Origin of the sequence: Clostridium cadaveris (genome assembly GCF_020911725.1) — a bacterium.
GTDB classification, from domain to species: Bacteria; Bacillota; Clostridia; order Clostridiales; family Clostridiaceae; genus Clostridium_X; species Clostridium_X cadaveris.
Map to the genome: position 1 here is coordinate 3350518 of NZ_CP076620.1, position 26559 is coordinate 3377076.

The following is a 26559-nucleotide window of genomic DNA, read 5'->3' on the forward strand; positions in this document are numbered from 1 at the left end:
GCTTATTTTTACTATATAAAAACAGGCAGAAAAAAAAGGAGAAACCTCTCCTTTTTCTTTACTTTAATACGTAAATATTAACATATTTAACTCCCCAATTATAAACTTCACTAGAGCTGTTAAAAAATACATCTATCGTATTACCTTTTATTGCTCCTCCAGTATCAGCTGCTATAGCATATCCATAGCCTTCTACATAAAGTCTAGTTCCTAGGGGAATGATCCTTGGATCAACAGCTATAGTGCTGTATCCACTTGGATCTCTTAATGTCTTTCTACCCGAAGCTGTATATCCATTTCCATCTCCGCCATTATTAGAATAAGCGGTTGCTCTAACTTTTAAGGATTTGCTATATGGAACCTCCCCACCTCTTGATAGGTTTAAAACTCCTAAAGTACCTTGGAGTACAACTTTTTGAACTGGTTCCCTATCTACAACTTCACTAACTACCTTTTTAGATACTTCTTTCCCATCTTCATAAACAACTTTTGTAGTAATAGTCTTTTGTCCCTTTTGTCCTTCTTGAACAACCTTCTTTGTGCTTTGAGTTAGGTTGTCATCTTTCTTTACTACAGTAGTAAAGTCTATATCTTCAGTTTCTGTGAATGTTTTGGTTTCTACTCTTACCACATTTACTTGCAGACCATCATTTATCGCTGTTTCTCTTGAAGGTAATATCTTATCATCTTCTTCGAATGTTATTCCCTCAGCTTCTAGCATTGACTCAACTGAATCCTCAGCTGTTAGAACATTAAGAACTTTATCGTCAACTGCTACAGCCACATTAACGGCCCTTTTTATATTTATTACGTCATTTTTCCCTATTTGGCTGTCCAAGCTAGGCTCAATCTTGTCTTTTTCTCCTAAGACAATACTGTTATCACTTAGAGCCCCTTGTACGGTCCTTTTGTAAGTTATTACATTGTTTTCTTTTCCATCTATAACTACCACAAGAGTTTTCCTCATGGAATATATAGTAGTAAGCAAAGCTATTACTACTAATGTTAATAGGAATGCCGCCTTTGGACCGTTTGAAAAGTAGTTAAATACATTTTTCTTTAACTTTTCAAGCATAAATTTTACCTCCCTCTGGCAATTGCATATGAGTTATTATAACTTGCACTTTTAAAGCTTGTCAAATTTCTTTGCATTTTTTGACTACTAGTGCAAAAATGCTTGCATCAGCATATAACTAATAAAAATATATTATGATTGCGGTTTTTCATATGGTCAGAGGATTGTATACAAATATCCTATTTATGTAGGTTACTCTTTTGTGCTGATTTTCTTAATAATTAAGTAATCTTTATTTAATCTTTTTGTAACCTATGTACTTATTTTATAGTATTTTTATATTTTAAGCAAGTTTTTTACGTTAGAAATAGTGTGATTATTTAAAGTTTCTATGGAAATATCTTTTATTTTCGCTATTTTTTCCAGTATATGTATTATGTATGAGGATTGATTTCTCTTTCCTCTATATGGAGTAGGTGCCATATAAGGGCAATCAGTCTCTACCAATATTCTATCTAATGGTACTTCCTTTGCCACCTCAATTATCTTTTTAGCATTCTTGAAGGTAACAACTCCTGTAAATCCTATATAATATCCTAACTTCAAACACTCTCTAGCAAACTCAACGCTTCCTGAAAAGCAGTGTATGACTCCTATTACATTTGGAAATTCCTTTAGTATCTCTAAAGTATCAGCATGAGCATCTCTGTCATGAATTATCACTGGCATATTAAGCTTTTCAGCCAACTTCATCTGTGCTCTGAATGCCTCTTTCTGTACATCTCTTGATGGATTTTCTTCCCAATAGTAATCCAAACCTATTTCTCCAATAGCTCTAACCTTTTGGTATTTAGTAAGTTCTTCTAGCTCATCTATAACTTTGGAATCCACAACATCTGCATAAGATGGATGTACACCAACTGCAGCATATATAAAGTCATGTTTCTCTGAAAGTTTTACAGACTCCCTCGCCCCTTCTAAAGAAGCTCCACAATTTAAAACTCCTATTACACCTTTTTCATGTATATCTCCTATTACAAGCTCTCTATCCTCATCAAAAGCCTCATCATCATAGTGAGCATGGGAATCAAATATATGTAAACTCATAATATAATCTCTCCTTAAGCAATCTTTGCTATCTTAAATTATTTACCAAATTTTATACTTTTAAACCTGTGGCATAACTATTATATATCATATAAAATAAATTTTTACAACTTCACTGTATATCTATGCATATATTTATTATTTTATGAGAAAATAATAAATAGTGGTAATACACTGTTATATTTGTAATAGGAGGTTTTTTGTATGAAAGGTACCGTAAAATGGTTTAACAATCAAAAAGGCTATGGTTTCATAACCACAGAAGATGGAAAGGATGTTTTCGTTCATTACAGTGGAGTAATGGGATCTGGCTTTAAAACTTTAGAAGAAGGTACTGCTGTTACTTTTGATTTAACTGAAAATGATAGAGGCGAGCAAGCTGTTAATGTAATTATTGAAGGCAGCAATGAATAGTCTCTTTTCTTGTAGACACTAAAATTATTATATGTCTGATATAAATTATAATAGTTGAATTCAAAAGCATACTGCCACTTTAAGTAGTAAATCTTAAAGTGGCAGTTGTCTTTATAGAAGAGTTGATATTACAGGAGAAAGTATTCCTATAAGACCTCCAAGTAAGCCTCCAAGCCAAGTTATGGCACTTAGTTCTTTTCTTGCAATCCCAATTATAATCTTCTCTCCCATATCTACTGGAAATTTATTTATCTCTTCCTCAACTATACTTGAAACATCAAGTATTTCTATGATATTTTTCCCTTCATTATGTATAAATTCATTTATAAATTCTTGGCACACATCTACTGCTGAAGATTCTATATATTCCTTTTTTGATGCTAGTATATCCTTAAGCCTTAAATTTAAAATATTATTCGCTATTTTATTTATAGCATTAGATATCATGTTAATAGTATCGCAACTATAAAGAATATTAGTTATTTTTTCATTTATGAGTTTCCTTACCTTAGAATAGTAATCAGAGTTTATTTCATTGATAATTTCATCAAAAGATTTATCTTTATCTATAAATTCGCTTATTCCATCAACTATCATTGATATTATAGTATCATTCTCAATAATTCTTGATAAACTTCTGCTTACTTTAGATATACCCTCTTCTCCATTTAAGATTTCTGATATTGTCATATCTCCTATATGATCTATAACTTTTTCAAGGATTATAACTATATCATCCTGCTTCTCTTCATCTTGAAGATATGAGTCAAGAAATCCCGTAACTTTGTAAAAAATTGTTTCGCTGTTGATAAACATTGCTACCAATGGATTTACATTACTTCCTATGGCATCATTTACTGCAGATCTTAATTTTTCTTGTGCCCAAGGCTCTTTTAAAACTTCCTGTATGTATGATGATATCTTCTCCTTGTTATTAGAAGCATACATCTTTGCATAACTTATAATCTCTTCCGAACAAAGCTGCCTTAAGGTTATATTTTCTGCTTCAAGCTGTTGTAATGCTGTTGCAACTTTTTCTTGAAGCTTAGATTTCGTATCCTCTACTTTCAGTAGCTCCATTGCCTTATCTCTAATAATATCTGTAATATTTATATCAAGTTTTTCCTCAAGTTCTTTTGGATTCTTTTCTAAAAATCTTTTAACCTGTTCTTCTGAAACTTCTAAAATTTTATTTTGAATTTCTGGTTTATGTAATTCTTTCTCTACATTAGCTACTATCTTACCCTTTATGAATTCTGCAACTTTCTCATAATTGTCCTTTAAAATAAATGAAAAACTATCACCGATAGTTCTTTTACTCTCACATATATCATTTACTTTTCTTTTTAGTGATGTTCTTATGTGTTCTTGAACCTTATCGCTTCTCAAATTATTAATTATAGTTTCTTCTGTAAGAAGATATTCTCCTACTGCACTTCCTACACTGGCTGCTATTCTCTTTTGCTCCTTTGGTATAAGCCCAGGAGTAAATGGCACCTTTATACCAAATATTCTTTTCTCCTCATGAGGTCTAAAAAGCATTTTTATGGCCAGCCAATTAGTTAAATAACCTATTACTGCTCCTATTATCGCTCCAACAACATATTTCATAATATTTTATTCCACCTTCTTCTATAGTCTCTCAATTCACATAATTATTATTATAATACATACCTATATACAAAAGAAATTAAATTTTAAAAAAGAGGCTGCCATAAAATATGGCAGTCTCTCTAATCATTTATCTTACTTGGCTTCCTGTTGGAAGTTCTCCTGGTATGCTTACTGTAAATAATTTAGAATCATCATCAGTAGATGCTGCAAGTATCATTCCTTGTGATAATTCTCCTCTTAATTTTACAGACTTAAGATTTGCTACAAGTACAACATACTTTCCAACTAATTCTTCAGGCTTATAGAACTGAGCTATTCCTGAAATTACTTGTCTTTCCTCTCCGCCTAAATCAACTTTAAGTTTTAAAAGCTTCTTAGCCTTTGGTACTGGCTCGCACTCTAAAACTTTAACAACTCTAAGGTCTATCTTGTCAAAATCATCTATTGTTATCTCTTCTTTTATAGGGATGATTTCTCTCTTTTCCTCTTCTTTAGCCTTTGCTGCCTTTAGTTCCTCGAATTCTTTAAGCTTAGCTTCTACATCTATTCTTGGAAATATTGCAGAACCCTTAATAACTTTTGTTCCTGCTGAAGTTCCATCAAATGCACTTAAGCTGTTCCAAGATAAAACATCGCTGTTTATTTGTTTTTCTATAGCTGAAGCTGTATCTGGAAGGAATGGTCCTACAAGCACTGCTACAAATCTTAAAGTTTCTATTAAGTTGTATAGAACTGTTCCTAGTCTTTCCTTCTTCTCTTCATCTTTTGCAAGTATCCAAGGAGTTGTCTCATCTATATATTTGTTTGCTCTTCCTATAAGATTCCAAATGTGTCCTAAAGCATCTGGAATCTTTAGGTCATCTATAGATTTTTCAACTAGCTTAGGAGTCTTTAATGCTAGTGATATAAGTTCATCATCTATAGCTTCTTTTGCAGTTGGAGCCTGAATAGTTCCATCAAAATACTTTTCAACCATTGCTACTGTTCTTGAAAGAAGGTTTCCAAGATCATTTGCAAGGTCTGAGTTTATCTTCTTAATGAAAGTTTCGTTGTTAAATAACCCATCAGCACCAAAAGGTATTTCTCTTAGAAGATAGTATCTTATAGCATCAACGCCAAAGTGTTCAGCTAAAATTACTGGATCTACTACATTACCCTTAGATTTTGACATCTTTCCTCCATCAACTAAAAGCCATCCGTGTCCAAATACCTGTTTTGGAAGCTCTAAGCCTAAAGCCATAAGCATGATTGGCCAATATATAGTATGGAATCTTAATATATCTTTTCCTATTAAATGAACGTCTGCTGGCCAGTACTTGTCATAAAGTTCTGTATTACCTGAACCATAACCTAATGCAGTTATATAGTTTGATAATGCATCTATCCAAACGTAAACTACATGGTCTTTATCAAACTCAACAGGAATTCCCCAGTCAAATGATGTTCTAGATACACATAAATCTTGTAATCCTGGTTTTAAGAAATTATTTAACATTTCATTTTTTCTAGACTCTGGCTGAATAAAATCCGGATGAGTTTCTATATACTCAATCAATCTATCAGCATATTTGCTCATCTTAAAGAAATAAGCTTCTTCTTTTGCCTTTTCAACTGGTCTTCCACAGTCAGGACAGTTTCCATTTACAAGCTGAGTTTCTGTCCAGAAGGATTCACATGGAGTGCAATACCATCCTTCATAAGAGCTCTTATAGATATCTCCTTGATCATATAGTTTCTTGAAGATGTCTTGAACAGCGTTTACGTGATAGTCATCAGTTGTTCTTATGAACTTATCATAGCTTATATTCATAAGCTTCCATAAATCCTTTATTCCTGCTACGATTTCATCAACATACTCCTTTGGAGTAACGTTATTTTCCTCAGCTATTCTTTGAATTTTTTGACCATGCTCATCAGTTCCAGTTAAGAACATTACATCGTATCCAGTTAATCTCTTGAATCTTGCAAGAGCATCTGCTGCTACTGTAGTATAAGTATTTCCTATGTGAAGCTTTGCAGATGGGTAGTAAATAGGTGTTGTTATATAGTACTTTTTCTTATCGCACATAAAAATTCTCCTCTCTTCTTACAGTTATTATTGCCTTCTGTTTTATATTTATTGAATTTTTTAACTAAAATAAAAAATGCCTCTATGATCCATAAAAAGATCATAGAGGCGTTATAAACGCTTTACCACTCTACTTCATATTCTCTGTCACCAAAGAATATCTCACTAAGTAACTCCACTTACTAAATAAATAAGCTTTTATTACCCTGCAATATAACGGTCGCACCCGTACTTCCCTAACTAGAATCTAGCTCGAAAAGTCTGCTCTAAGGCCATCTTCATAAGATTTTCTACTGCCGCCTTTCACCATCCACGGCTCTCTGTAAATAGTACCATCCTATTACTCTTCTTTTCACTGCATTATTAATATTAATTCCATCATAGTGAAAATTCCTCACCTTGTCAATAAGTAGTGTGAATTTTTCTATCTATTAGCCATGAATGCTTCTATTTCTTCTACTGTCTTCATCATTCCGCTTGTTATAATTTCGCATCCATCCTTTGTAACTACAACGTCGTCTTCTATTCTTATGCCTATGCCTTCTTCTGCTATATAAAGACCTGGCTCTACAGTTAAAACTACTCCTTCTTCTAGAACAGATTCTCTTGATCCTACGTCATGAGTATCAAGTCCAAGATGATGACTTACTCCATGGAAATAGTATTCGCTTAACTCTTCGTCTTTCTTTATAAGTCCTATCTCTTTAAGGCTAGCTGCAAGAGATCTTCTTGTTTCTTTATTTAGCTCAACAAAAGGTACTCCTGGTTTTATAACCTTCATAGTATCCTCATAAGCCTTTAATACTATATTATATATAGTCTTTTGTCTTTCTGTGAATTTTCCGTTTACAGGAAAAGTTCTGCTTATATCTGAATTGTAATAATTTAGTTGAGCGCCTAAATCGAAAAGGATAAGATCTCCATCTTTTATTTCACTGTTGTTTTCTGAGTAATGAAGAACTGTTGCATTCTTTCCTGCTGCTGCTATTGTTTTAAATGCATAGTCCGTAACTCCATGTTGTTTAAGCACGAAATCAAAATAAGCTTCAAGTTGATATTCCATCATTCCAGGCTTTGCATTCTTCATAAGGGCTTCTACGCCTTCTATAGTTATCTTTCCAGCTTCTCTTATGGCTTCTATCTCTTCTTTGCACTTTATTTGTCTTAATGCACTTATATGATTAAATACATTTTCTATAACCACATATGGATATTTATTTTTTAATATTTCAGCAAACTCTTCTTCTTGAGTAGTTCTACTTGTAAAACTATCTTTTTCTAGATTTAAATAAACGTTTTTTAATCCCTTAGCAAATATAAGTCTGTGAAGTTCTCCTTGAAGATCATCTAAATACTTTATGTCATCTACTCCTGAAAACGCTTTTGCTTCTTCCCTTGAAATAGTTTTTCCAACCCATCTTTCCATAACTGGATCTGCTTTTTTTATAAATACCGTTTCTTCTACTATGCCATCTCTTTTTAGAACTAAAAGCACTACATCAGGTTCATTAATTCCTGTTAAGTAATAAAAATTTCTATTTGGAGTGAATGGATACGATTCATCAGCACTCTTTTTAGGTGGCTGTCCAGCAAACATCACTAATATGCTGTTATCTTCTAACCTCTCCATAAGTCTTTTTCTGTTTGAAATAAAAACTTCTTTATTCATCTTTCCCCACCCTTTCTATAATTAGTTCACAATTTTCATTTTACTCCTTAGATATGCTTTTATCCACCTATGATAAAAAAATCTTTCTTTGCAATAATACACTATTCCATTGCAATAAGTTTGCTTTTTAGTATATTATCTACCAAATTTATCTTATTTAATAATTCTTTTATATCAATTTTAAGTCCACTTATATCGCAGGTTATAGTGACATTTGCGGCCTTATTTATAGGAATATCTTGATTTATAGTTATTATGTTTCCACCGTTCTCTGCTATCTTATCCAAAACTTTAGATAAAACTCCTGCTTCATGGTTTAATAATAATGCTATAGTTGCTTTTTGGCCTTTTAAAGCTTCCGAAACTAGAAAGACATTATCCTTATATTTGTAATAAGCACTTCTGCTTATCCCTACAGTTTTCACTCCTTCTGAAATATCTTTTACTTCTCCCGTATATAACAATTCTTTTACTAAGATTACTTTTTCGAATATATCTGGCAATACTTTGCTATTCACTATTAGAAATTTTTCTTCCATAAATCCTCCATGTTAAAACTAAGGCTCCCTTAAAATCATAAGGGAGCCGGCCTTCTAGTATTACTTTATGTTTAACTTAACTCTTAGTTTGTTTAACATATCTTCTGTCATAGAACTTAAATCATATTTGTTTTCAAATCCCCATTCATTACGTGCTGCAGAATCATCTAATGAATTTGGCCATGAATCAGCAATTGCCTGTCTAACAGGATCAACATCGTAGCTTATTTCAAAGTTTGGTATATGCTTCTTGATTTCTGCTGCAATTTCATTTGGTTCGAAACTCATAGCTGCTATATTAAATGCATTTCTATGAACAAGCTTTGATGGGTCTGCTTCCATTAGTTTTACTATTCCGTTTAAAGCATCTGGCATATACATCATATCCATCTTTGTACCTTCTGCTATATAAGAAGTATATTTTCCTTCTTGTAATGCTTTATAGTAAATGTCTACTGCATAGTCAGTAGTTCCACCTCCTGGAGGCGCCACGTAAGATATAAGACCAGGGAATCTAACTCCTCTTGTATCTACTCCAAATCTTTGATAGTAGTAGTCACATAAAAGTTCTCCTGAAACCTTTGTTACCCCGTACATTGTTTGAGGTCTTTGAAGTGTATCTTGTGGTGTCATATCCTTTGGAGTACTTGGTCCAAACGCTCCTATTGAACTAGGAGTGAAGAATTGGCACTTGCTTTCACGAGCTACTTCTAAAGCGTTAAATAAACCTCCCATGTTTATATTCCACGCTAATGCTGGCTTAGCTTCAGCAACAGCAGATAGGAGTGCAGCAAGGTGAATTATACTATCACAATTATACTTCTTAACGATATCTGACATCTTTTGTGGATCTAAAACGTCTAATGTTTCAAATGGACCAGCTTCCACTACTGGATTACCATCTATCTTTCTTATATCAGTAGCAATTACATTTGTATCGCCGTATATATCTCTTAAATGTGTTACAAGCTCTGAACCTATTTGTCCAAGAGATCCAGTTACTAATATCTTTTTCATTTCAAAACCCCCACAAATTTTATTATATTTCTCTTAAAGATCACAAGCATTTTCTTTAGGAGATTTAATCTTTTGTTAAACTCAACTATTTTATAACGCCTAATTCTTTTCCTACTTTAGTATAAATAGCTATAGCATCATCTAACATCTCTTTTGTATGAGCTGCTGTAGGCATATTTCTAACTCTTCCAGTTCCTAGAGGTACTGTTGGGAATACTATTGATTTTGCGTATACTCCCTCTTCATATAATCTCTTTGAGAACTCTTGAGTTAACTTTTCATCTCCAATTATACATGGAGTTATAGGTGTTTCACTATGTCCAATATTGAATCCTAATTTCTTTAATTCAGCTTTAAGATATTTTCCATTTTCCCATACCTTGTCAACTAATTCAGTGCTTTCTGACATTATATTGAAAGATTCCATTGCTGCAGCTGCTGCTCCTGGAGTTAATGAAGTTGAGAATAAGAATGGTCTTGCTCTAACCTTTAACCAGTCTATTAAATCTTTAGAACCAGCAACATATCCTCCTACAACACCTATAGCTTTAGATAATGTTCCTATTTGGAAATCGATCTTATCTGATAGTCCAAAGTGCTTAACTGTTCCAGCACCATTTCCCATTACCCCTGAACCATGAGCATCGTCTATATAAGTTATAAGGTCAAACTCTTCAGCAACTTTAACCATTCCTGGAAGGTCAACTACGTCTCCATCCATAGAGAAAACTCCATCACTTATAACCATTATCTTTTCATAAAGTCCGCTTTCTTTAGCAGCCTTTGCTTGCTTTCTTAAGTCTTCCATATCATTGTGTTCATATCTTATAATTTTTGCCCCTGATAGTCTGCATCCATCTATTATAGAAGCATGATTTAATGCATCTGAAAGTATAGCATCCTTTTTACTCATAACTGCTGATATAGCCCCTGCATTACAGTTAAATCCTGATTGGAAAGCTATAGCTGCTTCTGTATGTTTGAATTCAGCTATCTTCTCTTCAAGTTCTCTGTGGATATCTAATGTTCCGTTTATAGTTCTAACTGCCCCTGCACCAGCTCCATATTTCTTTGTAGCTTCTATGCATGCATTTATTAGTCTTTCGTTTGTAGCAAGCCCTAAATAGTTGTTTGAAGAAAGGTTTATAAGCTCTTTTCCATCAATCTTTATTATAGGTCCATTTGCACCTTGTAGTATATTTATTTCATTATAAAGTCCTTTAGATTTTAAGTCGTTTAAATTTTCTGTAAGATACTTTTGTAATGCTTTACTTCCCATTTGAAAATCCCCCTTTATTAAGATATGTATGTCTATCATAAACATTTTTTAACTTATGTTTTTATTATAGCAAATGTTAATGTTATATTCCACCTATTTAATAAGATTTTTTTCCTTAAATTTTTACAATAATCTGTCTTATATAAACGAATAATCTATACTGTTTGCTATGGATTATTATTGTAAATTAATGATATTATTATTGTAGGAACATTTTTATTGATAAAAGGAGAATTTATAATGAAACTTCACAAACAAACTATATTGGATGTATTGAATCTTGCCTTACCCGCTGTAGGTGAAAACATTCTCTATATGATGATAGGTGTATTCGATACCATGATGGTGGGAAAATATGGCGGAAATATAGCCGTCAGCAGTGTTGGTTTAAGTTCCGAAATTATTTATACATTTTCAAATATTTTTGTAGGCGTCGGCGTTTCAGTTGGTATAACTTCACTTGTTGCACGACGTGTTGGAGCAAAGGACTTAAAAAAAGCAGAGGAATATGCAACTCTTGGTTTTGTTGTAGCTGGAATATTAGCTCTTCTTTTAAGTACAAGCCTTATATTCTTCAGTAAGAATATACTTACTTTTGCTGGAGCTGATGAAAATGTAGTATCATTAGGTTCCCCTTACATGAGTATTGCAGGAATAGGAATCTTTTTCAATATGCTTATGAATGCCTTAAATGCAACACTAAGGGCATTCGGAAATACTAGAACCCCTCTTATAGCATCAGCTTTAGTTAATGTGACAAATATATTTTTAGACTGGTCCCTTATATTTGGTCGTTTTGGTCTTCCTGAGCTTGGAGTTATAGGTGCTGCTTTAGCTACAGCTATAGCACAATTTTTAGGTTTTGTATTTATATCTCTTTATATGTACTATAAATCAGATATAAAACTTAATTTTTCTTATTTGAAGAATGTTAACAGGGATGCTTTAAGACATTTATTCAAGCTAAGTGGTCCATCATCATTACAAGAAGCTTCTCTTAATATAAGCAGACTACTTTGTAATTTTATGATAATCTCTTTGGGAACTATATCATTTGCTTCAAACCAGATAGCAACTACAATAGAATCTATATCTTTCATGCCTGGATGGGGATTCTCTGTAGCGGCTACTACTTTGGTCGGTCATAAAATAGGTGAAAAGAATTTTGACAAGGCAAAGGAGTACGCTAAAGCCTCCATATTCTTAGGTACAGCTCTCATGTTCGTATGTTCCTTCCTGTTCCTTTTTATACCTAATGTACTAATTAAACTGTTTATCACCAGTTCGGAAGTAGAAGTTATAAAATTGGGAACTCAATGTCTTATGGTAGCTGCCATAGAACAGCCAGTTATGGGATTATCTATGGTAGTTGGTGGAGCACTTAAAGGTGTAGGAGATACTAAAACTCCATTTATGGTTTCCTTCATATCCAGTTGGTTTATAAGATTTCCTCTTATGTTCTATTTCATATATATTAAAAAATACTCAGTTGTCCTTGTATGGGTTATCACAGCTATTCAATGGGCCTTTGACGGTATCGTTATATGCTATTTATTTAATAAGACACTTCATAAGAAATTTAAAGCCAAATAATTGACAAAACCAAAAATTTGGTATATTATATGTATCAATTAAATAATAATCTTCAGGGCAGGGTGAAATTCCCTACCGGTGGTATAGCCCACGAGCCTTTATGGCATGATTCGGTGAGATTCCGAAGCCGACAGTAAAGTCTGGATGAAAGAAGATACAGTATTGCTAAAGCACTTAATTAGTGTGATTTCTTTTGTTTTATTTGCTCTGAAATGTTTTACATTTCAGGGTTTTTTATTTTAACAGAAATCTATAAGCTTATAGAATGCCTTGAACTTTTTTTGTTCAAGGCATTTTTGTTTTAGGAGGTTTAATATGAATGATGAATATTACATGTCTATAGCACTAGCTCTTGCAGAAAAGGGCTGTGGCTTAGTGAACCCTAACCCTATGGTAGGAGCTGTTATAGTAAAGGATGACCAAATTATAGGTCAAGGCTATCACGAAAAATTTGGCGGACTCCATGCTGAGCGTAACGCTATCAACAGTTGCACAACTTCTCCCATTGATTCTACCCTCTATGTAACATTAGAACCTTGCTGTCACTGGGGAAAAACGTCACCTTGTACTGAAGCCATTATAAAAAGTGGTATAAAGAAGGTTGTAATAGGTTCTAAAGATCCTAACCCTCTAGTATCAGGTAAAGGCATTCAAATTCTCCAGGAAAACAACATAGAGGTAAAAGAAAATATTTTAGAACCCCAATGCAACAAACTTAATCAAATATTTTTTCATTATATTTCAACAAAGAAACCATTTGTGGTGATGAAATACGCCATGACTATGGATGGTAAAATTGCCACCGTAACAGGTAAGTCTAAATGGATTACAAGTGATTTAGCGAGACTTAATGTCCATAAAGACCGTAGTAAATACTCCTCAATTATGGTTGGAGTAAATACAATCATTAATGATGATCCACTGCTTACTTGCAGAATAAGTAGTGGTATAAATCCTATAAGAATTATTTGTGACACAAATCTTAGGACTCCCTTAGAATCGAAAGTAGTATCTACAGCAAAAGATACTCCAACATATATAGCTACCTGTTGCTATGACGAAGAAAAGCAAAAACCTTTTATTGATATGGGTTGTAACCTAATTCACATTAATAAAAAACATAATCATGTTGATCTAAATGAACTCATGATTAAACTTGGCTCTATGGGGGTAGATAGCGTTTTTCTAGAAGGCGGTAGTACTTTAAATTATTCTGCCATTGAATGTGGAATAGTAAATAAGATCCAAGCCTATATTGCTCCAAAGATTTTTGGTGGCTCTACTGCTGCTACTCCATTAAGCGGCTCTGGAGTTAAAACTACTCAGGAGGCTTTCACCCTTAAAGATAGTAATATTACTATTCTAGGTGATGATATTCTTATAGAATGCGAGGTTTGTAATAGATGTTCACAGGAATAATTGAAGAAATTGGCACAGTAAAATCTGTTGTGAAAAGTTTGCATTCTTCTATTCTTACCATAGAAGGTAAGATAATTTTTAACGATTTGCACATAGGTGACAGTGTATCAGTAAACGGTGTATGTCTGACTGTTACTGGTTTCTCATCTAATACCTTCACAGCAGATGTTATGAATGAAACACTTTTCCGTTCATCTCTTGGTAATCTAAAGTCAGGCTCCTGTGTGAATTTAGAGAGAGCTCTTAAGGTAAACTCTCGCTTAGGTGGTCATATTGTATCTGGGCATATAGATGGCACAGGTGTTATTTCAAGAATACAGAAAGATGATAATTCAACTTTGTATACAATAAAAACCTCTCCTAAGCTTATGAACTACATAATAGAAAAAGGTTCTATAGCTATAGATGGTATCAGTCTCACAGTATCAAAACTTAGTCTTAATGATTTTACAGTGGGGGTAATACCACATACATCAAAAGAAACTATACTCTCTCAAAAGTCCGTTGGAGACACAGTCAACTTAGAAAATGACATCATAGGAAAATATATAGAAAAGCTTATAACTATTGATAAAAGTAATATAACAAAAGATTTTTTAATTAAATTTGGATATTAAGGAGGATAAATATGTTTAAATACGATTCTATTGAAGATGCTCTAAAAGCTCTTAATAAAGGTGAAATTATTCTTGTTACAGATGATGAGAATAGAGAAAACGAAGGAGACTTTATCTGTGCCGCTGAATTTGCAACCACTGAAAATATAAATTTCATGGCAGTTCATGGTAAGGGTCTTATATGCATGCCTATGAGCCAAACCATTGCAGCAAAACTTCAATTTCCACAAATGGTAACTAATAACACAGATAACCACTGTACAGCCTTCACCGTATCAATTGATCACATTGATACCACCACAGGAATCTCTGCAATGGAGCGTTCCATAACTGCAATGAAATGTGTCAGTCAAGATGCAAAGGCCGAGGACTTCAGAAGACCTGGCCACATGTTTCCTTTAGTTGCGAAAAACAATGGTGTTCTAGAGCGTAACGGACACACTGAAGCTACTGTTGACCTTATGAGATTGGCTGGTTTAAAGGAATGTGGTTTATGTTGTGAGATCATGGCTCAAGATGGCACTATGATGCGAACCCCCGAGCTCATAAAAATAGCTAAAAAGCATAATTTGAAGTTCATCACCATAAAAGATCTTCAAAACTATAGAAAGACACATGATGTATTAGTTCAAAGAGTTGCTAAAACTAAAATGCCTACAAAATATGGTGATTTTACAGCCTATGGTTATATAAATAAGCTAAATGGTGAGCACCACGTAGCATTAGTTAAAGGTGATATCGGGGATGGCAAGGACATACTGTGTAGAGTACACTCCGAATGCTTAACAGGAGATGCTTTTGGCTCTATGCGCTGTGATTGTGGACAACAGTTTGCTTATGCTATGAAGCAGATAGAAAAAGAAGGACGTGGAGTTCTTCTATATATGCGTCAAGAAGGCAGAGGCATAGGACTAATAAACAAGCTAAAAGCTTATGAGCTTCAAGATAATGGTATGGATACTTTAGAAGCAAATATTGCCCTTGGCTTTGATGGTGATCTTCGCGAATATTATATAGGAGCTCAAATTTTAAAAGATTTAGGCGTTAAAACCTTGCGTTTACTCACCAACAATCCCCAAAAAGTTTATGAGCTTAACGATTTTGGTATAGAGATTATAAGCCGTGTACCTATTCAGATGAATGCTACTTCTCAAGATTTGTTCTACTTAAAAACAAAACAAGAAAAAATGGGTCATATTTTAAATTATTAATTATAAAGGAGAGTATTATTATGAAGATTTTTGAAGGAAATTTAATAGCAAAAGATTTAAAGATTGGTATAGTTGCTGCAAGGTTTAATGAATTTATAGTTTCTAAGCTTGTAGGTGGAGCACTAGATGCCTTAAAACGTCATGATTTAGACGAAGAAAACATAGATATAGCCTGGGTTCCTGGTGCCTTTGAAATTCCACTTATAGCTTCAAAAATGGCCAAAAGTAAAAAGTACGACGCTGTAATATGTTTAGGTGCTGTCATTCGTGGCAATACAACTCATTATGATTATGCGTGTAGCGAGGTATCTAAGGGTATCGCCACTGTTGCCCTAAAAAGTGACATACCTGTTATGTTTGGTGTACTTACTACCGAAAACATAGAACAAGCTATTGAACGCGCTGGTACCAAAGCAGGAAATAAGGGTTTTGATTGTGCTGTTTCAGCAATAGAAATGGTAAATCTCATACATAAAATAGAAGAATAGAATCTCTTTTTATACTACATTAATAAAAAAGGATAGATATGAAAACTCATTTCTATCCTTTATATATATTCCGTTCTATCTGAGGCCTATTATTCCTCCAATTATTATGCCAAGTGTCCCCCCTATTGTCATTCCCAACATAACATTATTCATCAAAGCACCCAAAACAATTCCTACTCCTGATCCAAAAGCAATTCCCATGGCAACTTCTTTTGTATTATCTTTTTTTACTCTTACATCACTGTGTTTCTTCATACAATCTCCCTCTTAAAATTACTTCTTTATATATTAGACGTTTGAAACACTAAAAATACATCGTAATTTTCTTTATTTAAGAATTTCTTAAGAAAGATTCTGATAAACTATCTCTCCTTTTGTCATTATGTATTTCAAGGAGAATATGATAAGCAAAGCTAATATTACAAACTCAAGTATAAACATTTGCATAAACGACCATGACAAATTAAATACTAAAATGCCATTCAATACTGCTATTATCATTGCCCCAAACATGGCTATCATGGAAGTAAAGTTCTGCTTAACTGCAGCAGCCTCATTATCCCAATTTAGCTTAGGCTTCTTTAAATCCAGCATTATTCCTAAAAGATTTGATGCAATTATAACCATTAAACTTAATATCACAGCTAAAATCACAAAACTTATAGGCGCTTTCATAACTATTCCTAAAACTATCAAAAATACTATATTGATTAAATCAAATATCATTCCAACTGAAGCCTTTGCAATAAGCTGCTGAGAGTATGACATTGGAATATACTTTGTAAAAAATAAATTTTTTCCCTCTCTAGAGATTGCGGTGCATGCTATCATATTTGTATTGCATATGAAAATCATCACGCTTACAATCATCCCAATTATAATACCTTGAATTTCACTATTAAATATTATATTAGTGCTTTCTCCAATTAAGCCGAATATATCAGGCTGAGTGATTAAAGGTATTATAAAGAAAAGAGGCCATATAAAGTTCATAATCACACAGTTTAAAAAGTATATTGGAGTTCTTACAAGCATTCTTATTTCTTTTAAAATATATGCTTTCATAGGTGATGTTGAATTTGTTGACTTTGAAAGCTGCTCTTCACTAAGCTTTTCCCTTTTCGAAAAAGTTTCTGATGCTCCCAGTGCCCCTTTAAAGTAAATCTTATTTCCTATAAAAAAGAATATAGCTATAGCTGCTCCTGTTATTGTTAGAAATACAGCCAAATTTCCAAGTATATTTAAAGGATCCTTTGCCACCATAGCTTCTGCCGCAAACTTGCTTGTTGGGAATATAGCTGTAACTATTGAAACCATTGAATTATTTCCACTAACAATTTTTTCTATAACATCAGCTTCCGTGACCATCATGCTTTCCATCTTTTGCATCAACATGCTGAAGCCTAATCCCATTCCTATTGCAACTATAGCTCCAATAGTTTTAAGTAAATCCTTATGCTTTCCTAAATTAGTGAAAGTCATGACTATCATATTTATAATGCATGCTAATACTAAAGGAAGTACAGGAAGTAATAGCAAAACTACTATCATTACAATCCAATACATAACTGGGGCATTAGATTTTACACCATATACTCCTAATGGCAAAAGAAGTATCATTAGTTCTGTTATATATTCATATACTAAAACTGTACTAAATTTTGCTCCTAAAATTTCAAATGGCTTCAATGGAAGTGGTAAAAGGTATTCTATGTCCCTTGAAAAGTATAATGTTGCCATTGCATAGACTATACCAAAAATAAAAGTCATAACACTTGCCATTGACACCAAAAGACCTATAATCACACCTTCCTGCCCAATTTGAGAAGCTGTATCATATAACTCAGAAATCATCATAGCAAACGGGAATCCTAAAGCAAACACCATAATTATAACCATAAGTGCCATAAACAGCATAGGAGGTATCTTTTTCTTTCCTATTGAAATTTCTTCTTCTCCTGTGGTTTTTAAAAATACTTTTATAAGTGATATCATCTTACTCATTGCTTGTCATCTCCAAGAACATATTTTCTAGAGATTGATTCTCTTTGAAATGATTCTTCATCTCCTCTAAAGTTCCACAGAATAAGATTTTACCTTTATTTATTATAGCTACCCTATCACACACCTTTTCTGCAACTTCGAGAACATGTGTAGAGAAAAACACAGTATTTCCATTATCAGCATGCTCCCTCATCATTTCTTTCAATAAGAAAGATGATTTAGGATCTAGTCCTGTCATAGGCTCATCCAATATCCATACATTAGGATTATGAAGAAGTGCTCCAATAAGAACTATTTTCTGCCTCATACCATGAGAATAGCTTTGAATTTTATCCTTAAGTGCATTATCCATATCAAATCTCTTTGCTAAATCCCTAATTCTCTCTTTTCTTGTTTTAGAGTTTACTTCATATATATCAGCCATAAAGTTTAAATATTCTATTCCTTTTAATCTCAAAAACATATCAGGACTATCTGGCACATATCCAAACTCCTTCTTAGTTTCTAAAGGGTTCTCCTTTGTATCAATTCCATTTATTTTTATAACACCACTGTCTTGGGATGCTATGCCAGTAATCATTTTTATAGTTGTAGTCTTTCCTGCACCATTGGGCCCTAAGAAACCAAAAATTTCTCCGTCTCTTATTTCTAAACTTAAATCGTCTACTGCCTTGTAAGTTCCATTATAGCTTTTAGTAACATTATTTAATTCTATCATTGCTACTAGCCCCCTCATTTTAGTTAATTATAGTATAATTTTACAACTTATTATTAAAAATATAAATTAAATATTTCTTAATTGTTAATTTATATTGAACTTATTATAATATAAATCCTCTTCATAATCAAGTATATTTTATCATAAAAAGAGTTATTTTATACTGTTTATCTAAATCATAAATTAACTAAAGTTACAGCCATTAATATAGCAACAATATCTGCAGTTATTGCCGCCAAAAGAGTATGTCTTATCTTTTTCACCTTTACTGAGCCATAATAAACTGTAAGTGTATAGAATATTGTTTCTGTAGAACCCATTATTATTGATGCTATAAGTCCTATAACAGTATCAGGACCATACTGCTTTATTATATCTGTAAAAATCCCAAGAGCTCCGCTTCCTGATAGTGGCTTTATCAAAATAAGTGGCATAACTTCTGGAGGAATTCCCATTCTATAAACTAAAGGATTCAAAAAATTTATGAGATATTCAAGCATTTTAGAGTCTCTAAAAATTCTTATTCCTATAAGGATTGCAAGAAGTGATGGAAATATTTTCACGCATATCTTTATCCCATCCTTTGCTCCTTCTACAAAAACTTCATATACCTTAACCTTTTTTATGATTCCATAAACTACTATGAAAACTATTATTAGTGGTATTATGGATGACAATAAATATTGAAATATATCTTTCATATTCTTCCCTCCTAAAAGTGCCTTTCCATTACTTTACAAGCCACAATCCCCACTAAAGCAGCTGTCCCCGTAGCAATCATTGCAGGTATTATTATTATGCCTGGAGCATTAGACCCTTGAGCTGCTCTAAGAGATATAACTGTTGATGGCACAAGTTGTATACATGCAGCATTAAGCACAAGGAACAAAATCATATCATCACTTGCTTCTCCCTTTTTAGGATTTATCCTATCCATCTCTTCCATAGCTTTTATTCCAAAGGGGGTAGCCGCATTTGAAAGCCCCATCATATTTGCAGTTAGATTCATAACAATAGCTCCTAAAGCTTTAGAATCTTTTGCTGCATCTTTAAATATGAGTTTTAAAAAAGGCTTAAGTACATTTGCTAGTTTGTCCATAAGACCGCTTTTCTCTGCAATCTTCATAACCCCGCACCACATACACATAAGTCCTATCATCCCAAAAATCAATTCCACCGTAGAAGTAGCAGCCCCTACTATTCCTTCCGAAAGCGCTTGTCCTTGTCCTGTGAAAATGCCGAATATTACTCCGATAAGAATCATAAAAAACCATATGTAATTTATCATATTACATCCTCCTAAATCATTTATTCTTTAAATAATATGATGAAGGTTTTAAACTTATTAAGGTTGCATTTAAATTAATACAGTGCTACCATATTAAATATGGTTTTATCCCATAATTTTGGAGGTTTATATGGCACTAATGACAATAAACGATATAATGGAATTTATCGAAAGTGAGTATAATATAATAAATAGCACTCCCTGTGAGATTTGCAGTGGAAGCTTTATAGCTGAAAAGAAACTGTTAGCACTTATAGATGATGTGCCATTTGATGTTTGTAACTGTACATGTGAATATTGTGGTCATAAGAGGAGTTTTTCATTTACAGCACCTTTTATACCATCTTTAGATAATGAAGAACTAAAAAACAGATTAAATTAAAGGAGAAATACATATGAATGAAAACTCTTTAAAACTCGCTCAAAGGGAAGTAGACGAAGCTTTAGAAGCTATCAAAGCTATGGAGGATGGTTTAGATAATGAATCTCTATGCAAAGACACAGTAAAAAAGAACTTCATGCTTCTTTCTTCAAAAGTTGAGCATCTAGAGGAATTATTAAAACAAGAAGGTATTCTATAGATTTCTATCTTAAGGTTAGAAATCAGTTTATATTTTCAAATATATTCTAAACTATAATGTTAGATGAATTAAAAAAACAAGTCACCACAAAGTATTTCTTTGTAGTGACTTGTTTTTTACTGAACTATTCTATAATACACCTTTGACGTAGCATAGTAAACTACTATATAAAATATCGCAAATACTAATATAGTACTAGTTGTGCATATCACAAATAAATTTATATTAGTTAAATTAAATATCTTTAAAAGGCTAGTAATTATCTTAAAAGCAAATGCTAGATGAATTACTGCCATAACAAGAGGCAAGAAAAACACCATTAATATTTGGCTATTTATAGACTTTTTAACTTCTCTCTTGTCCATTCCTACCTTCTGCATTATCTCAAAACGTTCTTTGTCATCATATCCTTCTGAAATCTGTTTGTAATATATAATCAAAACTGTAGCCATTATAAATAATAATCCTAAGAAAAGCCCTATGAAAAATAATCCTCCATAAATTGAGAAAAATGATTCTCTAGCAGTAGCTATTCCTTCCACACTTGACTTTATTGAATTATTGTTTAAAGAACTTTGTATAGCATTTGTAAGCTCTAATTGCTCTTCCATACTTCCTTCAACATCCAAACCATAATAATAATTTATCCCTTTCTCTTCATCTCCTGCTGCCACTTTAATTTCATTTATCGAATCTATATCTGAAACTATAATGTAATATCCATTAACAATATTTTCCATTTCCCTTTTTATTTTTAAGTCTTCTATATATCCTTTAATATTGAACTGCTTATTAAAAATTTCCACACTATTTCCTTGAAGCGTATTATTATCTGCACATATTAAGACTTCACCTTGTTCCAGCTGAACAGATTTACCTTCTAGCTGATTATAATCATCTGCTGTGATAAAGAGCAATATGTTCATATTAGTGATAGATGATTCTTCTCTATTTGCTACAATAAATTTATTATCTTCCTGCATTGCTATTTCACTTATATATCCATGTTTTAACGCACCTGTTTTAGTTAATCCGCTTTTTTGCATTTCAGTTTCTATTATGCTATTTACTTTTTCTATATTTTCTGGCTGAACTTCGCTAATACTAATCATAATATCATCTGGATATCTAGTTTTAAGTATATCATCCATTCCTATATATAATGATACTGTAGTAGATAAAACCACCAATATTGCTGTAGACAAGATGCATATATTAGCAAGCCCAACTGCATTTTGCTTCATTCTGTATATCATGTTTGAAACATTTATAAAATTCCTTGATTTATAATAGAAGTTCTTGTTCTTTTTTAGAGCTTTTAGAATAGCGATACTTCCTGCTGTAAATAAAGCATAGGTTCCCACAATAACAAGTAAAACTGCTATAAAAAATAAATTTAATGCACTTAATGGATTTTCAGTAGTTACAGCTATATAATATCCAGCTCCAAGGCTTACAACTCCTATTAATGTCAAAATCCATTTTGTTTTAGGTTCTCTTTCTCCTGCGTTCCCTCCTTTTAAAAGTTCTACTGGATTAGAAAGATGTATCTGCCTCAAATTATTTAAAAGCATTACCGCATAAATACTTATAAATAGAAGCATTGTACTTAAAATTGACTCTTTTGATATATAAAATTTTAAAGTCACATCAAAATTCAATATCTTCAAAAGCAGTAAAAACATAAACTTGCTTAATAATGCTCCTATAGCAATACCACTTACTAATGTGAGTACTGCTATTATTAAAGTTTCATAAAGCATAAGCTTTGATATATGCTTTTTTTCCATTCCAAGGATATTATAAAGCCCAAGCTCCTTTTTTCTTCTTTTTATTAAAAAGCTATTTGTATATAAAAGAAAGATTACAGAAAATATGCCTATGACCCATTTCCCTAGGTTTAGAAGCATCTTCAGCTGCTTTCCTCCATTCATAATATCGAGGCCTGTGTTGATACTGATAGAATGTATTATATAAAACATTGCTATAGATCCAATACATGTTAATATATATGGAATATAGACTTTACCGTTCTTCTTTATAGTTGTTGCAGCAAGCTTGGGATAGAAAAATTTATTCATTTCTGACACCACCTGTTGCTAAACTAGTTAGAGTGTCTGATATTTTTTGGTACATCTCCTCATATGTATTTGAGGCTCTGTATATCTGATGAAACACCTCTCCATCTTTTATAAATAAAACTCTCTTTGCATGACTTGCTGCTTTTGTACTATGAGTTACCATAAGTATAGTCTGACCTTCTTCATTTATTTCAGCAAATAGCTTAAGAAGCTCATCTGTAGTGCGAGAATCTAAAGCTCCTGTTGGTTCATCAGCAAGAATAAGTTTAGGATTTGTTATTAAAGCTCTAGCCACAGCTGCCCTCTGCTTTTGTCCTCCTGATACTTCATATGGATATTTTTTTAATATCTTATCTATCTTTAATTTCTTTGCTATAGGTTGTAGTTTTTGCTCCATATCTTTGAAAGATTTACCCGAAAGTACAAGTGGCAAAAATATATTATCCTGAATTGAAAATGTATCTAACAAATTAAAATCTTGAAATACAAATCCTAGATTATCTCTTCTAAATGCAGAAATCTCCTTTTCCTTTATGGAAACTATGTTTTTACCTTCTAAGCACACCTCTCCGCTAGTTGGTTTATCCAAAGATGCAAGTATATTAAGGAGTGTGGTTTTTCCTGATCCTGACTCTCCCATTATTGCTACGTATTCTCCTTCTTCAACTGAGAATGATACGTTTGATAGTGCCTGAACATGATTACCTCCAAAGCGTGTTGTATATATCTTCTTTAAATTTTTAACTTCTAATATTGACATGTGTTATAATCCTCCTTCTCATTCATCATGTTCATTATAACAATAAAGGGAAGTGTACTGCCTTAGATAGCCCTTACACTTCCCCTCTTTACCTTACACTTATGTAATGTTCAATTTTTAATTTCTACTAAACTCGTTTCTATTCTATCTTTAAATCTATTGTATCAAGATCTAATTTTACTTTAGTTCCCTTGTCTATCTCTGATTCAATGGATATTCCGTGAGATAACTTATTCATTATTTGTTTGCATAGATATAATCCTATACCTGTTGATTTTATATAAAGTCTTCCATTATATCCAGTAAATCCTTTTTCAAAAACTCTATTTATATCTTCTTCCTTAATACCTATGCCAGTGTCTTCAATAACCAGGGTCTTTTCAGCAGTTTTATCCATATAGATTTTTATATTTCCTTTTTTTGTATACTTAAGAGCATTTGATAGCACCTGCTCTACTACAAAAATCAGCCACTTTTCATCAGTAAGTACATCACAATCTAATTCTGAAAAATCAAGAGCTATCTTTTTCATTACAAAAATCTTTGCGTATTTCCTAATAGCCTTTCTTACTATTTCATCAAGACTATAATATTTTAATAATAAATCCTGAGACATACTATCTATTCTAAGGTACTGAAGTACCATTTCAACGTACTGTTCAATCTTAAATAATTCTATAGATAGAGTAGAACTTTGGCTACTATCTTCCGATTGAAGAAGAAGTCTCATGGCAGATATAGGTGTTTTTATTTGATGAGCCCACATAGTATAATAATCTACAAGTTCACTTCTCTTTATATTTTCTTCTGAAATAATTCTCATCTTTTCATTATAGAGAAGCTCTACAAGCCTCTGATAATCCTCCTCGATTATATCCTTTGCATATGGCATATTTTCTGCATCATGTACTATAGTTTTAAAAAACCAAGTTAATTTTCTATGTTTCTTATAAAAATTAATATAGTCTAAAACAACAAAAATAGCACATACAAAAATACTGAGCAACGAAGCATATCCTACAATTTCCACCGGAATTCTATAGAGATAAAAAACTGATGCAAATATCAATGAAATTAGTGTAAAAGCTATTATAATTTTCACTCTGCTCTTTATATAAAAAATTATAAGTTTAAATCCATTTATCTCACCCATCTTACTTCACCATATATCCTACTCCCTTTTTAGTGATTATAAAATCAGTAATTTCTATCTGCTCTAATTTCTTACGTAAACGTGTCATATTCACCGTAAGAGTATTATCATCTATATAGCTGTCTGTTTCCCATAATTTTGTCATTATTGTATCACGAGAAACTGCCCTCCCAGCATTATTCATTAAAATCTGCATTATCTTGTTGTCATTTTTAGTAAGATCAATCTTTTCACCATTATAGTGAAGTGTAGCATCACTTATATTCAGAATCACACCATCATGTTCCATAATATTAGTTTTACCAGCAAAATCATAAGTTCTTCTAAGAATAGCCTGCACCTTCGCTACAAGAACATTGAAATCAAAAGGTTTAGCTATAAAATCATCTCCGCCCATATTTACCGCCATAACTATATTCATACTGTCATTTGCTGAAGATATAAATATTATGGGTACTTTTGAAAGTTTACGTATTTCAGAGCACCAATGATATCCATTATAAAAAGGCAGAGATATGTCCATGAGCACAAGCTGAGGATCATAGGTTACAAACGTGGGTATGATATCCTTAAAATCTGTTATGCACTCCACATTGTACCCCCATATCTCCAGATGATTTTTTATAGCACTTGCTATAATATTGTCATCTTCTACCACAAGGATTTTATGCACTTTAATCATCTCCTTACTATCGTCTCTTTAATTATATACTCTTTTATACTTTTATTTCCTCTTTCTTTACATTTAAAATCTTCATTTCTCTTATAATGAAGAAGAAAGTTACTATGGATTTAAACTTTTTTAAACAAAAAAGGATTGCAAAATGTATAAAACATTCTACAATCCACTCTTTTTAAATTATTATTTACAAGAATCTCTTTCAACTAAATCATGAGGAAGTACAAATTGAGTTTGTTCTAACTCTTGATGGTTGACAAGCTTTATAAGCATTCTCATAGCTACTGATCCCATGTCATACATAGGTTGAGATATTGTCGTAAGTCTTGGATAGAATAGTGAAGCTGCGTATATATCATTGAATCCAACTACATCTACATCTCCAGGAACATTTATTCCACTATCTCTTAATGCATTAATAGCACCCATCGCTACTTCATCTGAAGCACATACAAGTGAATCAAATTTTGATCCATTTTCTAACATAGCTTTAATGCCTTCATATCCTGATCTTGGTCTTAAGTCATCAAAATAAATTATGTCTTCGTTTAATTTTAGTCCGCTTTCTTTAATAGCCTTTTCATAACCAGTAAATCTGTCCGACCAAGCATTTGCTCCGTCCTTATGAACGCCTATAAATGCTATATCTTTATTTTGCTTTCCTATTAAGTATTTTGTACTTTCATAAGTAGCAAGCTCATTGTCTATGGTTACACTAGGGATTATACCCTTTTCATCCTTAGACTCAACAAGCACAGTTGTAACTTGAAGTTCATTTATAAGTTCAAGTATCTCTTCTTGAAGAGAACTACTCATATATATAACTCCATCAACCATTTTTTCTTTCATAACTCTAAGATATTCTTTTTCCTTTTCGATATCCAAATCTGAGTTACATAGCATAATATTGTATCCATATATGTTTGCAACGTCTTCTGCTCCTCTAACTACTTCTGGATAAAATTGGCTTGATATATCTGGTACTAGTATTCCTATAGTTCTTGTTCTTTGAGTCTTTAAACTTCTAGCTACTATATTAGGTCTGTATCCTAATTTTTTTATAGCCTCTTTTACTTTTTTCTTGGTGTCTTCATTTACTACGTCAACGTCATTTAAAACTCTAGATACTGTTGCTATTGAAACTCCTGCTTCCTTAGCTACGTCCTTTATTGAAGCTGCCATAATCCTCACCTCTATTTCTTAATTATTATTATTCTCATTAGCTAAATATTTTATCATAAAACC

26 protein-coding genes, 1 riboswitch and 1 other annotated feature are annotated in these 26559 nt (G+C 32.5%); of the genes, 8 read left to right on the top strand and 18 right to left on the bottom strand.

Annotated features, from left to right (window positions below; genetic code table 11):
* Nucleotides 1-58 precede the first annotated feature (58 nt).
* Both KQH81_RS16205 and KQH81_RS16210 read right to left on the bottom strand, forming a co-directional pair.
* Nucleotides 59-1075, bottom strand: coding sequence for a 3D domain-containing protein (locus tag KQH81_RS16205; protein WP_027638488.1), 1017 nt, complete (start codon nt 1073-1075; stop codon nt 59-61).
* A gap of 276 nt (nt 1076-1351) precedes the next feature.
* Entirely contained in the window at nt 1352-2122 is a 771-nt protein-coding gene (locus tag KQH81_RS16210) for a TatD family hydrolase (protein WP_027638487.1), read from the bottom strand.
* Between the two features lie 204 nt (nt 2123-2326).
* Between KQH81_RS16210 and KQH81_RS16215 the strand changes: the two genes are divergently transcribed.
* Nucleotides 2327-2536, top strand: coding sequence for a cold-shock protein (locus KQH81_RS16215; protein WP_027638486.1), 210 nt, complete (start codon nt 2327-2329; stop codon nt 2534-2536).
* A gap of 111 nt (nt 2537-2647) precedes the next feature.
* On the opposite strand, the gene KQH81_RS16220 is transcribed toward KQH81_RS16215, so the two are convergent.
* The 6 genes from KQH81_RS16220 to KQH81_RS16245 all read right to left on the bottom strand — a co-directional run bounded on the left by KQH81_RS16220 (nt 2648) and on the right by KQH81_RS16245 (nt 10722).
* On the bottom strand, nt 2648-4147 hold the full coding sequence (locus tag KQH81_RS16220) for a DUF445 family protein (RefSeq protein ID WP_027638485.1): 1500 nt from the start codon (nt 4145-4147) through the stop codon (nt 2648-2650).
* Between the two features lie 130 nt (nt 4148-4277).
* Nucleotides 4278-6218, bottom strand: a complete 1941-nt coding sequence (metG, locus tag KQH81_RS16225) for a methionine--tRNA ligase (RefSeq protein WP_099335913.1) — start codon at nt 6216-6218, stop codon at nt 4278-4280.
* Nucleotides 6219-6319: 101 nt separating this feature from the next.
* Nucleotides 6320-6583 (bottom strand) — a binding site (T-box leader).
* 59 nt (nt 6584-6642) lie between these two features.
* Nucleotides 6643-7887: an aminopeptidase P N-terminal domain-containing protein gene (locus KQH81_RS16230; RefSeq protein WP_230028500.1), complete on the bottom strand. Its 1245-nt coding sequence runs from the start codon at nt 7885-7887 to the stop codon at nt 6643-6645.
* Nucleotides 7888-7988: 101 nt separating this feature from the next.
* Nucleotides 7989-8426 carry an ACT domain-containing protein gene (locus KQH81_RS16235; protein ID WP_022788039.1) on the bottom strand — a complete coding sequence of 146 codons (438 nt, stop codon included), beginning with the start codon at nt 8424-8426 and terminating at the stop codon, nt 7989-7991.
* Nucleotides 8427-8486: 60 nt separating this feature from the next.
* Complete coding sequence (locus tag KQH81_RS16240; protein WP_027638482.1) at nt 8487-9443, bottom strand: L-threonine 3-dehydrogenase; 957 nt, start codon at nt 9441-9443, stop codon at nt 8487-8489.
* Between the two features lie 85 nt (nt 9444-9528).
* Complete coding sequence (locus KQH81_RS16245; RefSeq protein WP_027638481.1) at nt 9529-10722, bottom strand: glycine C-acetyltransferase; 1194 nt, start codon at nt 10720-10722, stop codon at nt 9529-9531.
* A 240-nt stretch (nt 10723-10962) separates the two neighbouring features.
* Here KQH81_RS16245 and KQH81_RS16250 point away from each other — a divergent pair, with 240 nt between their 5' ends.
* The 5 genes from KQH81_RS16250 to ribH all read left to right on the top strand — a co-directional run bounded on the left by KQH81_RS16250 (nt 10963) and on the right by ribH (nt 16050).
* Nucleotides 10963-12315 carry an MATE family efflux transporter gene (locus tag KQH81_RS16250; RefSeq protein ID WP_027638480.1) on the top strand — a complete coding sequence of 451 codons (1353 nt, stop codon included), beginning with the start codon at nt 10963-10965 and terminating at the stop codon, nt 12313-12315.
* Nucleotides 12316-12359: 44 nt separating this feature from the next.
* A riboswitch (FMN riboswitch) is annotated at nt 12360-12475 on the top strand.
* A 155-nt stretch (nt 12476-12630) separates the two neighbouring features.
* The gene (gene ribD / locus KQH81_RS16255; protein WP_027638479.1) at nt 12631-13734 is read left to right on the top strand and encodes a bifunctional diaminohydroxyphosphoribosylaminopyrimidine deaminase/5-amino-6-(5-phosphoribosylamino)uracil reductase RibD; all 1104 of its coding nucleotides are present in this window, start codon (nt 12631-12633) and stop codon (nt 13732-13734) included.
* Nucleotides 13719-14351, top strand: coding sequence for a riboflavin synthase (locus tag KQH81_RS16260; protein ID WP_027638478.1), 633 nt, complete (start codon nt 13719-13721; stop codon nt 14349-14351). Before ribD ends, KQH81_RS16260 begins: the two co-directional genes overlap by 16 nt.
* An 11-nt stretch (nt 14352-14362) precedes the next feature.
* Nucleotides 14363-15562 (top strand): bifunctional 3,4-dihydroxy-2-butanone-4-phosphate synthase/GTP cyclohydrolase II, encoded by a 1200-nt coding sequence (locus tag KQH81_RS16265; RefSeq protein ID WP_027638477.1) that lies wholly within the window; start codon nt 14363-14365, stop codon nt 15560-15562.
* A gap of 20 nt (nt 15563-15582) precedes the next feature.
* Nucleotides 15583-16050, top strand: a complete 468-nt coding sequence (ribH, locus tag KQH81_RS16270) for a 6,7-dimethyl-8-ribityllumazine synthase (protein WP_230028501.1) — start codon at nt 15583-15585, stop codon at nt 16048-16050.
* A 75-nt stretch (nt 16051-16125) separates the two neighbouring features.
* Here the strand turns inward: ribH and KQH81_RS16275 are convergent, their stop codons facing one another.
* The 5 genes from KQH81_RS16275 to KQH81_RS16295 form a co-directional block, all read right to left on the bottom strand.
* A complete protein-coding gene (locus tag KQH81_RS16275; RefSeq protein ID WP_027638475.1) occupies nt 16126-16305 on the bottom strand; it encodes a hypothetical protein in 180 nt (59 codons plus the stop codon).
* Nucleotides 16306-16392: 87 nt separating this feature from the next.
* A complete protein-coding gene (locus KQH81_RS16280) occupies nt 16393-18054 on the bottom strand; it encodes a putative ABC transporter permease subunit (RefSeq protein WP_099335912.1) in 1662 nt (553 codons plus the stop codon).
* The gene (locus tag KQH81_RS16285; protein ID WP_074845403.1) at nt 18047-18772 is read right to left on the bottom strand and encodes an ABC transporter ATP-binding protein; all 726 of its coding nucleotides are present in this window, start codon (nt 18770-18772) and stop codon (nt 18047-18049) included. The genes KQH81_RS16280 and KQH81_RS16285 overlap by 8 nt, the downstream gene beginning before the upstream one ends.
* A gap of 176 nt (nt 18773-18948) precedes the next feature.
* Nucleotides 18949-19473: a spore maturation protein gene (locus KQH81_RS16290; protein ID WP_035770599.1), complete on the bottom strand. Its 525-nt coding sequence runs from the start codon at nt 19471-19473 to the stop codon at nt 18949-18951.
* Nucleotides 19474-19484: 11 nt separating this feature from the next.
* Nucleotides 19485-20060, bottom strand: a complete 576-nt coding sequence (locus KQH81_RS16295) for a nucleoside recognition domain-containing protein (protein WP_027638471.1) — start codon at nt 20058-20060, stop codon at nt 19485-19487.
* A 130-nt stretch (nt 20061-20190) separates the two neighbouring features.
* On the opposite strand from KQH81_RS16295, the gene KQH81_RS16300 reads away from it, so the two are divergent.
* Nucleotides 20191-20442: a metal-binding protein gene (locus KQH81_RS16300; protein ID WP_407647310.1), complete on the top strand. Its 252-nt coding sequence runs from the start codon at nt 20191-20193 to the stop codon at nt 20440-20442.
* Between the two features lie 13 nt (nt 20443-20455).
* Nucleotides 20456-20641: a hypothetical protein gene (locus tag KQH81_RS16305; RefSeq protein ID WP_027638469.1), complete on the top strand. Its 186-nt coding sequence runs from the start codon at nt 20456-20458 to the stop codon at nt 20639-20641.
* Between the two features lie 116 nt (nt 20642-20757).
* On the opposite strand, the gene KQH81_RS16310 is transcribed toward KQH81_RS16305, so the two are convergent.
* The 5 genes from KQH81_RS16310 to KQH81_RS16330 all read right to left on the bottom strand — a co-directional run bounded on the left by KQH81_RS16310 (nt 20758) and on the right by KQH81_RS16330 (nt 26496).
* Complete coding sequence (locus tag KQH81_RS16310; RefSeq protein WP_027638468.1) at nt 20758-22722, bottom strand: ABC transporter permease; 1965 nt, start codon at nt 22720-22722, stop codon at nt 20758-20760.
* Nucleotides 22715-23482 carry an ABC transporter ATP-binding protein gene (locus tag KQH81_RS16315; RefSeq protein WP_027638467.1) on the bottom strand — a complete coding sequence of 256 codons (768 nt, stop codon included), beginning with the start codon at nt 23480-23482 and terminating at the stop codon, nt 22715-22717. Before KQH81_RS16315 ends, KQH81_RS16310 begins: the two co-directional genes overlap by 8 nt.
* A 139-nt stretch (nt 23483-23621) precedes the next feature.
* Entirely contained in the window at nt 23622-24635 is a 1014-nt protein-coding gene (locus KQH81_RS16320; RefSeq protein WP_027638466.1) for a sensor histidine kinase, read from the bottom strand.
* A 1-nt stretch (nt 24636) separates the two neighbouring features.
* Nucleotides 24637-25308, bottom strand: coding sequence for a response regulator transcription factor (locus tag KQH81_RS16325; protein WP_027638465.1), 672 nt, complete (start codon nt 25306-25308; stop codon nt 24637-24639).
* Between the two features lie 189 nt (nt 25309-25497).
* Entirely contained in the window at nt 25498-26496 is a 999-nt protein-coding gene (locus tag KQH81_RS16330) for a LacI family DNA-binding transcriptional regulator (RefSeq protein ID WP_027638464.1), read from the bottom strand.
* Between the last annotated feature and the right edge of the window lie 63 nt (nt 26497-26559).

Coding starts and splice junctions, on each gene's coding strand:
- KQH81_RS16205 (WP_027638488.1), bottom strand. CDS start 1,075: ATGCTTGAAAAGTTAAAGAAAAATGTATTTAACTACTTTTCAAACGGT.
- KQH81_RS16210 (WP_027638487.1), bottom strand. CDS start 2,122: ATGAGTTTACATATATTTGATTCCCATGCTCACTATGATGATGAGGCT.
- KQH81_RS16215 (WP_027638486.1), top strand. CDS start 2,327: ATGAAAGGTACCGTAAAATGGTTTAACAATCAAAAAGGCTATGGTTTC.
- KQH81_RS16220 (WP_027638485.1), bottom strand. CDS start 4,147: ATGAAATATGTTGTTGGAGCGATAATAGGAGCAGTAATAGGTTATTTA.
- metG (WP_099335913.1), bottom strand. CDS start 6,218: ATGTGCGATAAGAAAAAGTACTATATAACAACACCTATTTACTACCCA.
- KQH81_RS16230 (WP_230028500.1), bottom strand. CDS start 7,887: ATGAATAAAGAAGTTTTTATTTCAAACAGAAAAAGACTTATGGAGAGG.
- KQH81_RS16235 (WP_022788039.1), bottom strand. CDS start 8,426: ATGGAAGAAAAATTTCTAATAGTGAATAGCAAAGTATTGCCAGATATA.
- KQH81_RS16240 (WP_027638482.1), bottom strand. CDS start 9,443: ATGAAAAAGATATTAGTAACTGGATCTCTTGGACAAATAGGTTCAGAG.
- KQH81_RS16245 (WP_027638481.1), bottom strand. CDS start 10,722: ATGGGAAGTAAAGCATTACAAAAGTATCTTACAGAAAATTTAAACGAC.
- KQH81_RS16250 (WP_027638480.1), top strand. CDS start 10,963: ATGAAACTTCACAAACAAACTATATTGGATGTATTGAATCTTGCCTTA.
- ribD (WP_027638479.1), top strand. CDS start 12,631: ATGAATGATGAATATTACATGTCTATAGCACTAGCTCTTGCAGAAAAG.
- KQH81_RS16260 (WP_027638478.1), top strand. CDS start 13,719: ATGTTCACAGGAATAATTGAAGAAATTGGCACAGTAAAATCTGTTGTG.
- KQH81_RS16265 (WP_027638477.1), top strand. CDS start 14,363: ATGTTTAAATACGATTCTATTGAAGATGCTCTAAAAGCTCTTAATAAA.
- ribH (WP_230028501.1), top strand. CDS start 15,583: ATGAAGATTTTTGAAGGAAATTTAATAGCAAAAGATTTAAAGATTGGT.
- KQH81_RS16275 (WP_027638475.1), bottom strand. CDS start 16,305: ATGAAGAAACACAGTGATGTAAGAGTAAAAAAAGATAATACAAAAGAA.
- KQH81_RS16280 (WP_099335912.1), bottom strand. CDS start 18,054: ATGAGTAAGATGATATCACTTATAAAAGTATTTTTAAAAACCACAGGA.
- KQH81_RS16285 (WP_074845403.1), bottom strand. CDS start 18,772: ATGATAGAATTAAATAATGTTACTAAAAGCTATAATGGAACTTACAAG.
- KQH81_RS16290 (WP_035770599.1), bottom strand. CDS start 19,473: ATGAAAGATATATTTCAATATTTATTGTCATCCATAATACCACTAATA.
- KQH81_RS16295 (WP_027638471.1), bottom strand. CDS start 20,060: ATGATAAATTACATATGGTTTTTTATGATTCTTATCGGAGTAATATTC.
- KQH81_RS16300 (WP_407647310.1), top strand. CDS start 20,191: ATGGCACTAATGACAATAAACGATATAATGGAATTTATCGAAAGTGAG.
- KQH81_RS16305 (WP_027638469.1), top strand. CDS start 20,456: ATGAATGAAAACTCTTTAAAACTCGCTCAAAGGGAAGTAGACGAAGCT.
- KQH81_RS16310 (WP_027638468.1), bottom strand. CDS start 22,722: ATGAATAAATTTTTCTATCCCAAGCTTGCTGCAACAACTATAAAGAAG.
- KQH81_RS16315 (WP_027638467.1), bottom strand. CDS start 23,482: ATGTCAATATTAGAAGTTAAAAATTTAAAGAAGATATATACAACACGC.
- KQH81_RS16320 (WP_027638466.1), bottom strand. CDS start 24,635: ATGGGTGAGATAAATGGATTTAAACTTATAATTTTTTATATAAAGAGC.
- KQH81_RS16330 (WP_027638464.1), bottom strand. CDS start 26,496: ATGGCAGCTTCAATAAAGGACGTAGCTAAGGAAGCAGGAGTTTCAATA.